This window comes from Sulfuricaulis sp. (assembly GCF_049587675.1).
Taxonomy (GTDB): domain Bacteria; phylum Pseudomonadota; class Gammaproteobacteria; order Acidiferrobacterales; family Sulfurifustaceae; genus Sulfuricaulis.
Window position 1 is genome coordinate 1 of record NZ_JBAVEJ010000116.1, and the last position, 6,357, is coordinate 6,357.

Annotated in this window: 5 protein-coding genes; all 5 read left to right on the top strand. The window is 60.7% G+C overall.

What is annotated here, in order from left to right:
- On the top strand, window positions 1–1,884 hold a 1,884-nt coding region (locus WB402_RS06095; RefSeq protein WP_424206031.1), incomplete at its 5' end, for a fatty acid cis/trans isomerase.
- A 129-nt stretch (window positions 1,885–2,013) separates the two neighbouring features.
- Complete coding sequence (locus WB402_RS06100; RefSeq protein WP_424206032.1) at window positions 2,014–3,579, top strand: phospholipase D family protein; 1,566 nt, start codon at window positions 2,014–2,016, stop codon at window positions 3,577–3,579.
- 325 nt (window positions 3,580–3,904) lie between these two features.
- Window positions 3,905–4,819, top strand: coding sequence for a peptidyl-prolyl cis-trans isomerase (locus tag WB402_RS06105; RefSeq protein WP_424206033.1), 915 nt, complete (start codon window positions 3,905–3,907; stop codon window positions 4,817–4,819).
- 17 nt (window positions 4,820–4,836) lie between these two features.
- Entirely contained in the window at window positions 4,837–5,823 is a 987-nt protein-coding gene (locus WB402_RS06110) for a HupE/UreJ family protein (protein WP_424206034.1), read from the top strand.
- Window positions 5,824–5,877: 54 nt separating this feature from the next.
- A partial coding sequence (locus tag WB402_RS06115) for a DUF3604 domain-containing protein (RefSeq protein WP_424206035.1) occupies window positions 5,878–6,357 on the top strand: 480 nt, incomplete at its 3' end.

Genomic DNA, 6,357 nt, shown 5'->3' on the forward strand with positions numbered 1-6,357 from the left:
GTACTGCCGGCAAAGGACTTCAATTTCAATCTCGATCGTAACCAGCAATGTCCGCGGATCGAGGAGATGGACCAGTTCGAAGCGAAGTTCCCGCTCTGGGGCATGCCGTTCGGCATGCCGGCGCTGAGCGAGCGCGAGCACGATACGCTCGCGCGCTGGATCGAGGCCGGTGCGCCGTACGCCGAGCCGGCGCCGCTGCCAACCGGCTACACGGTCCGCGTCGCCGAGTGGGAGCGGTTCCTGAATGGCGACAGCCTCAAGGCGCAGCTCATGAGCCGCTACATCTACGAGCACTGGTTCGTCGGCCATCTGTACTTTGACGATAAGCCTGGCAACGAGTACTTCGAGCTGGTGCGCTCGGCCACCCCGCCGGGCGAGCCGATCAAGCTGATCGCCAGCCGCCGACCGTACGACGATCCCGGTGTGGCACGTGTTTATTATCGGTTGCGCCGCCTGCAGGAGACGCCGCTCACCAAGACCCACTTGCCGTATGCGCTCAACGCGGCACGCATGGCGAAGATCAAGTCGTGGTTCCTCGATGCGCCGTATGAGGTCATGGCGCTCCCGTCGTACGTGCCCGAGCAGGCTTCCAACCCGTTTGTCACCTTCCGCGAGTTGCCGGTGAATGCCCGTTACCGTTTCATGCTCGAGGAGGCGCAGTTCACGCTCGCCGGTTTCATGAAGGGGCCGGTGTGCCGCGGCCAAGTAGCGCTTAACGTGATCAACGACCACTTCTGGATCGTGTTCGTCGATCCGGCGGTCGAACAGGCCGAGCACGACGCCGGGTTTCTGGCCCAGGAGGTGGAGAACCTGCGGTTGCCGGCCGAGAACGAGAGCACCACGCGGTTGCTGCGCTTTCGCAGCTACTCCAAGTACGAGGAGAACTACCTGCGCGCGAAGAGCGACTACCTCAACCGGCGCCTCGGACCGCACAACCCGGTGCGGCTCGAACTGTTGTGGAACGGCGACGGCACCAACCCGAACGCGGCACTGACCGGCTTCCGGCATTTCGACAGCGCTTCGGTGGTCCAAGGGCTGATCGGCGAGCGCCCTCAGACGGTGCTGGTGCTTGGCTACCCGCTGTTCGAGCGCATTCATTACCTGCTCGTCAGCGGCTTCGATGTCTACGGCAATACCGGCCACCAGCTGGCGACGCGCATGTACATGGATTTCCTGCGCATGGAGGGCGAGCTCAACTTCCTCGCCTTTCTGCCACGCGCCGCGCGCGACAAGGTTCACGACTACTGGTACCGTGATGCCGACCCCTCGCACATCGAGCACCTGCGCAACGTGGCCGCCTACTACGATCAGGAAACCGGCATCCGCTTTCGCAGCCACGATCCGCTCACCGAGATGTACGCGCTCATGCGGCGCTACTACGCGCCGGTGTCCTTATCGCGCTATGACATCGCCGCCAGTGGATTGCCGGCCGCCGCACAGGAGCCGCTGCGGCAACTGTCGGCAGTGCGCGGACCGGCCGCCACGAGCATGCCGGAAACCGCGTTTCTTACCGTGCGCGATCGCGACGGCCGCGAGTATCACTTCACCGTGCTTCGCAACAGCGCGCACCTGAACGTGGCGGCACCCTTCGGCGAGAAGAAGCGCCGCGTGCCGGCGGAAGACCGGCTGCTGGTGGTGGAAGGCTTTGCCGGTGCCTACCCGAATGCGTTCTACCATGTCGAACTTACCGACCTGCCGCAGTTCGCGCACACGGTGCAGAGTCTGGGCAGCGAGGCCGATTACCAGGCAATGATGGCCCGCTTCGGTATCCGTCGCACCGATGTGCGCTTCTGGGCGCACAGCGACAGCTTGCATGCCGCTTACCGCGCGTGGGCGTCGCGCGAGGCCGGGCTGTTCGACTACTCCCGCATCGAGAACCGTTGATTGGCGGCGCTCAATGAGGGGCAAGTCCAGGTTATTTCAAATTCATCATTGTTCTGCTACGAGGCGTGCATGCAATACAAAAATGTAATTCATGTCAGCCGTTGGTCAGTACGCCGATATCCGGTTTGAATGCGCGGGCAACTGAACAGGCGGCACGGAGTTATCGTCGCGGTGCTGCTGCTCGTTAGTAGCTGCGCCAGCCTTCCCGCTGACATCAAACGTAGCGAGTCTTACGCCGTGCGTGGCACGGAGGCAACCCGTCTCGGCCAGATAGCCCAACCATTGCTGAAGGCCCATCCGGGCGAGAGCGGATTTCGTCCGCTGCAAAAGGGCGTCGACGCGTTGCTCGCACGCATGGTGCTGGCGGAAGTGGCCGAGCGTTCGCTGGATGTTCAGTACTACATCTGGCATGACGATTTGACCGGGCGCTTTTTCGCCAATGCTCTGCTGCGCGCCGCCGACCGCGGCGTGCGGGTACGCGTCATCCTCGACGATGTCGGCGCGCGGGCTGATGACGAGATCCTTCTGAGTCTCGACGCGCACCCCAACATCGAGATCCGTCTTTTCAACCCGGTCGCTTCGCGCAGATTCCGCAGCCTTGGCATGCTCACCGATTTTTCACGCGTGAACCGGCGCATGCACAACAAGAGCTTCATCGCGGACAATCAGCGTGCCATCCTGGGTGGACGCAATATCGGCGATGAATACTTCGAGGCCCAAAGCGAGGTTGCCTTCGGTGATCTTGACGTGCTGACAGTGGGTCGTGCCGTCAGCGACGTCTCCGATGCATTCGACCGCTACTGGAATGCACCCGCGTCGATCCCGGTCTCGGCGCTGCTGAGTCGAAGCGGCGAGACCGTAAACCTGGATGCCCTGCGCGCGCAGCTCGCCGCCTTTGTCGAGGCACAACGAGACAGCCCCTACGTGACAAGCGCAAGATCACAACTGGTTGAGTTGATGGCGACAGGTAGCGAGGGCTTCTTCTGGGGCAAGGCCTATCTGCTCTATGACGACCCGGCCAAGATCAGCCGTGCGCCCGAGGATACCGAAGGGCACCTCATGCCTCAGTTCGCTAACCTCAACTCGCCGGTCCAGAGCGAACTGTTGATCGTTTCGCCTTACTTCATCCCCGGCGAGACCGGCGTAGCCTGGCTGCGCGGGCTGGTGGAGCGCGGCGTGCGCGTCACGGTCCTGACCAACTCCCTCGCCGCGACCGATGTCGGCGCGGTACATGCCGGTTACCAGCACTATCGGAAGGCCTTGCTCGAAGCGGGCGTAAGGCTCTATGAATTCATGCCCGAAGCGATCGAATACGAGCGCGCAAAGCGCGGAAAGGGCGGCATCAGCGGTTCACGCGCTTCCCTGCACGCCAAGACCTTCGTGTTCGACCGACGCGCGGTCTTCATCGGCTCGCTCAACCTCGATCCCCGTTCGATTCAACTCAATACGGAGATCGGCCTCGTTTGCGAGAGCGCGCCTCTGGCCGAGAATCTGGCCGGTACGCTCGAGCAGAACCTCGACAAGATCGCCTGGCGTCTCGAGTTAATAGTCGATGACTCGGGCTACAAGCGGATTGCCTGGGTGCAGACCGGTGCGGAGGGGGTTCGGCAGCGACTGGAAGAACCCGAGGTGAGCACATGGCGCAAGTTCTCGGTGTGGTTCCTGGGACTGTTTCCGATCGAGTCTCAGCTCTAGGCGCCGGTCGCTGGCAATAGCCGGACGCAAGCAACTGACTCGCCGCCGCAGCATTGCAATCACGGCAAGGTGCCGTTCAATCGAGCAAGAAGGGTAAGTATTGTCTTCGCTTTGCTGTGTTCGTACCGCCGCTGTTAGACCAAGGTCCAATAGCCTGTGTCACCCCCCATTTCATAAAATCCCAGCCAAACAATCCAGATATACCGAAAGAACACATCGCACAGGGCATCCACGTCGTGGCCAAGCCGATCTGGTCTGCCTGTAATCACTACCGCGCATGTACATGTATTTACCTCAGCTGTCGCAAGAATCCGAGGATTGAAGCATGAAATGGACCGAAACACGAAGCCTGCTCAGGGAACCGCTACTCCATTTCTTTTTGATCGGCGCGGCATTGTTCCTCATTTTCGGATGGCGGAGCAATTCGGTGTCTTTGCCTGGAAGCCAGACGGGTACGCCGATGGCGCAGATCGTCGTTAGCCGGGATGCTATCGATCAGATGAACAATCTGTTTGCGAAGACCTGGCAGCGACCGCCGATCGAAGAAGAACAAAAAAAACTTATCGAGGATTTCGTCCGCAACGAGATCTATTACCGGGAGGCGATCGCAATAGGCCTGGACCGGGACGACGAAGTGCTCAAGCGGCGTTTGCGGCAGAAGATGGAATTCATCTACGAGGACATTACCTCCTGGGTGGAACCGACAGATGCGGACCTCAAGGCATACATGAAAAAGCATCGCGAGCAGTATCTCACCGATCCGCAGGTGTCGTTCCGTCAGGTGTATATCAACACTAACAAGCGAGGAACGAGCGCCGAGTCCGATGCCCGGCAGGTTCTTGCGCAGCTCACTGCAGGAGCCGATCCGGACTCTGTCGGCGACCGCACGCTGCTGGAACCGGAAGTCCCGCTATCACCGCTCTGGGACATCAGGAAACAATTTGGCGACGAGTTCAGCAACAGCCTTCTTGAGCTCAGGCCCGGAAGATGGGAGGGGCCGATTCGATCCGGATTCGGCCTGCATGCGGTGTTCGTGAGAGAGAGCGTAAGCGGGCGGTTGCCCGATCTGAATGATGCCCGGGAGATGGTGAAGCGGGACTGGGCATTCGAGCGGCAGAAGGAACTGAAGGATGCCGCATACGCAAAGATCAGGGAGCGTTATACCGTGACCGTGGAGAGGCCGACGGCTGTAACCGCGTCGGCAATAGCCGCAGCAAATACGAGGGTGACGACGCGATGACCCGGTCCGCGATATTCATGCTGGCGCTGCTATTGGTCACCGGAACCAGTGCGGTTGTCCATGCCCATGAATCGCAGCCCGGAACGTTGGAACTGCGGCAGGTCGACAAGGACAGGTATGAGGTGACGTGGCGGGCGCCGATCTACTTTGGCCAGCCGCATCCGGCGCGCCTCGAATTGCCGCAGCACTGGAAGACCGTCGTGGAACCGACGGTGCTCCTGCTCGCCGACTCGCAGGTCTTTCATCGCGTCGTGATTATTGGGGGCCAGGGCGTGGAGGGGAGCATTATACGGTTCCCCGGCCTGGAGAAATCCATAACGGACGTCTTTGTAAGGTTGAACCGGCTCGACGGCACCACGATGACCGCCGTCGTCCGGCCGTCAAAGCCCTATGCCCAGCTCCGCGGAGAGCGGACGTGGAGCACCACGGCGGGAGAGTATATCGGCCTCGGATTTCACCACATCCTGCGGGGCGCTGATCATCTGCTCTTTGTGCTGGGGTTGCTGCTGATCGTCAAGGGACGGTTGATGCTCCTGAAGACCATCACCGCCTTTACCGTGGCGCACAGCATCACACTCGCCATGGCCACCTTTGGCTACGCCAGCGTTCCGCTTCCGCCGCTCGAGGTTGCCATCGCGCTCAGTATCTTTTTTCTCGGGCCGGAGATCGTTCGAACCTGGCGCGGTGAGACGAGTCTGACGATCCGCTATCCCTGGATCGTCGCATTCCTGTTCGGGCTACTGCACGGGTTCGGCTTTGCCACCGGGCTCTCAACGATCGGGATGCCGAAGGCGGAAGTACCCCTCGCTCTGTTCTTCTTCAATGTGGGTGTGGAGCTGTGTCAGCTCTTTTTCGTTTTCACGGCCCGGGCGCTCGTGAGATCGCTGAAGGCGCTGAATGTCAGCTGGCCACGCTGGGCAAAGGTCCTGCCGGGATACGCGGTTGGCAGCTTTGGGGCGTACTGGACCATCCAGAGGATGGTCGTCCTCCTCAAAGTTTTTTGATGATGCAACATATATCAGGATGAACGCAGAAATTCGAAAAAGGAGGATACAACAATGAGCAGAAAAGTATTGCGTGATGTTTTTCTGGCTGTCGCAATGATCAGCTGCCTGACACTGACGGCCTTCGCAGCTGAAGAAGCGGTCAGCGAAGGCGATGTGGGAACAGCCAGCAAGGCGGACCTTGAAAGGGTCCACCCCACGAAGCCGCCTTACTCGCCTTACGCGGGCCGCAACTTCCCCACGCGGCCTTTCTTCGGAGACACGCACCTGCATACCGGGTTCTCCATGGACGCCGGCGCCTTCGGTGCGCGTCTCACACCTCGTGATGCCTACCAGTTCGCACGGGGAGAGGAAATATCCTCGAATACCGGTCAGCCGGTCAAGCTGTCCCGGCCGCTCGACTTCCTCGTGGTGGCTGACCATTCGGACGGTATGGGCTTTTTCCCGCTGCTGATGGGCGGCGATCCGACGCTCATGGCGACCGAACAGGGAAGGAGATGGCACGACGAGATCAAAGGCGGTCAGGGTGCCAAG

Bases quoted from the DNA above. Each gene is read 5' to 3' on its own strand.
- WB402_RS06110 (WP_424206034.1), top strand. From the start codon at position 4,837: ATGCTGGCGCTGCTATTGGTCACCGGAACCAGTGCGGTTGTCCATGCC.
- WB402_RS06100 (WP_424206032.1), top strand. From the start codon at position 2,014: ATGCGCGGGCAACTGAACAGGCGGCACGGAGTTATCGTCGCGGTGCTG.
- WB402_RS06105 (WP_424206033.1), top strand. From the start codon at position 3,905: ATGAAATGGACCGAAACACGAAGCCTGCTCAGGGAACCGCTACTCCAT.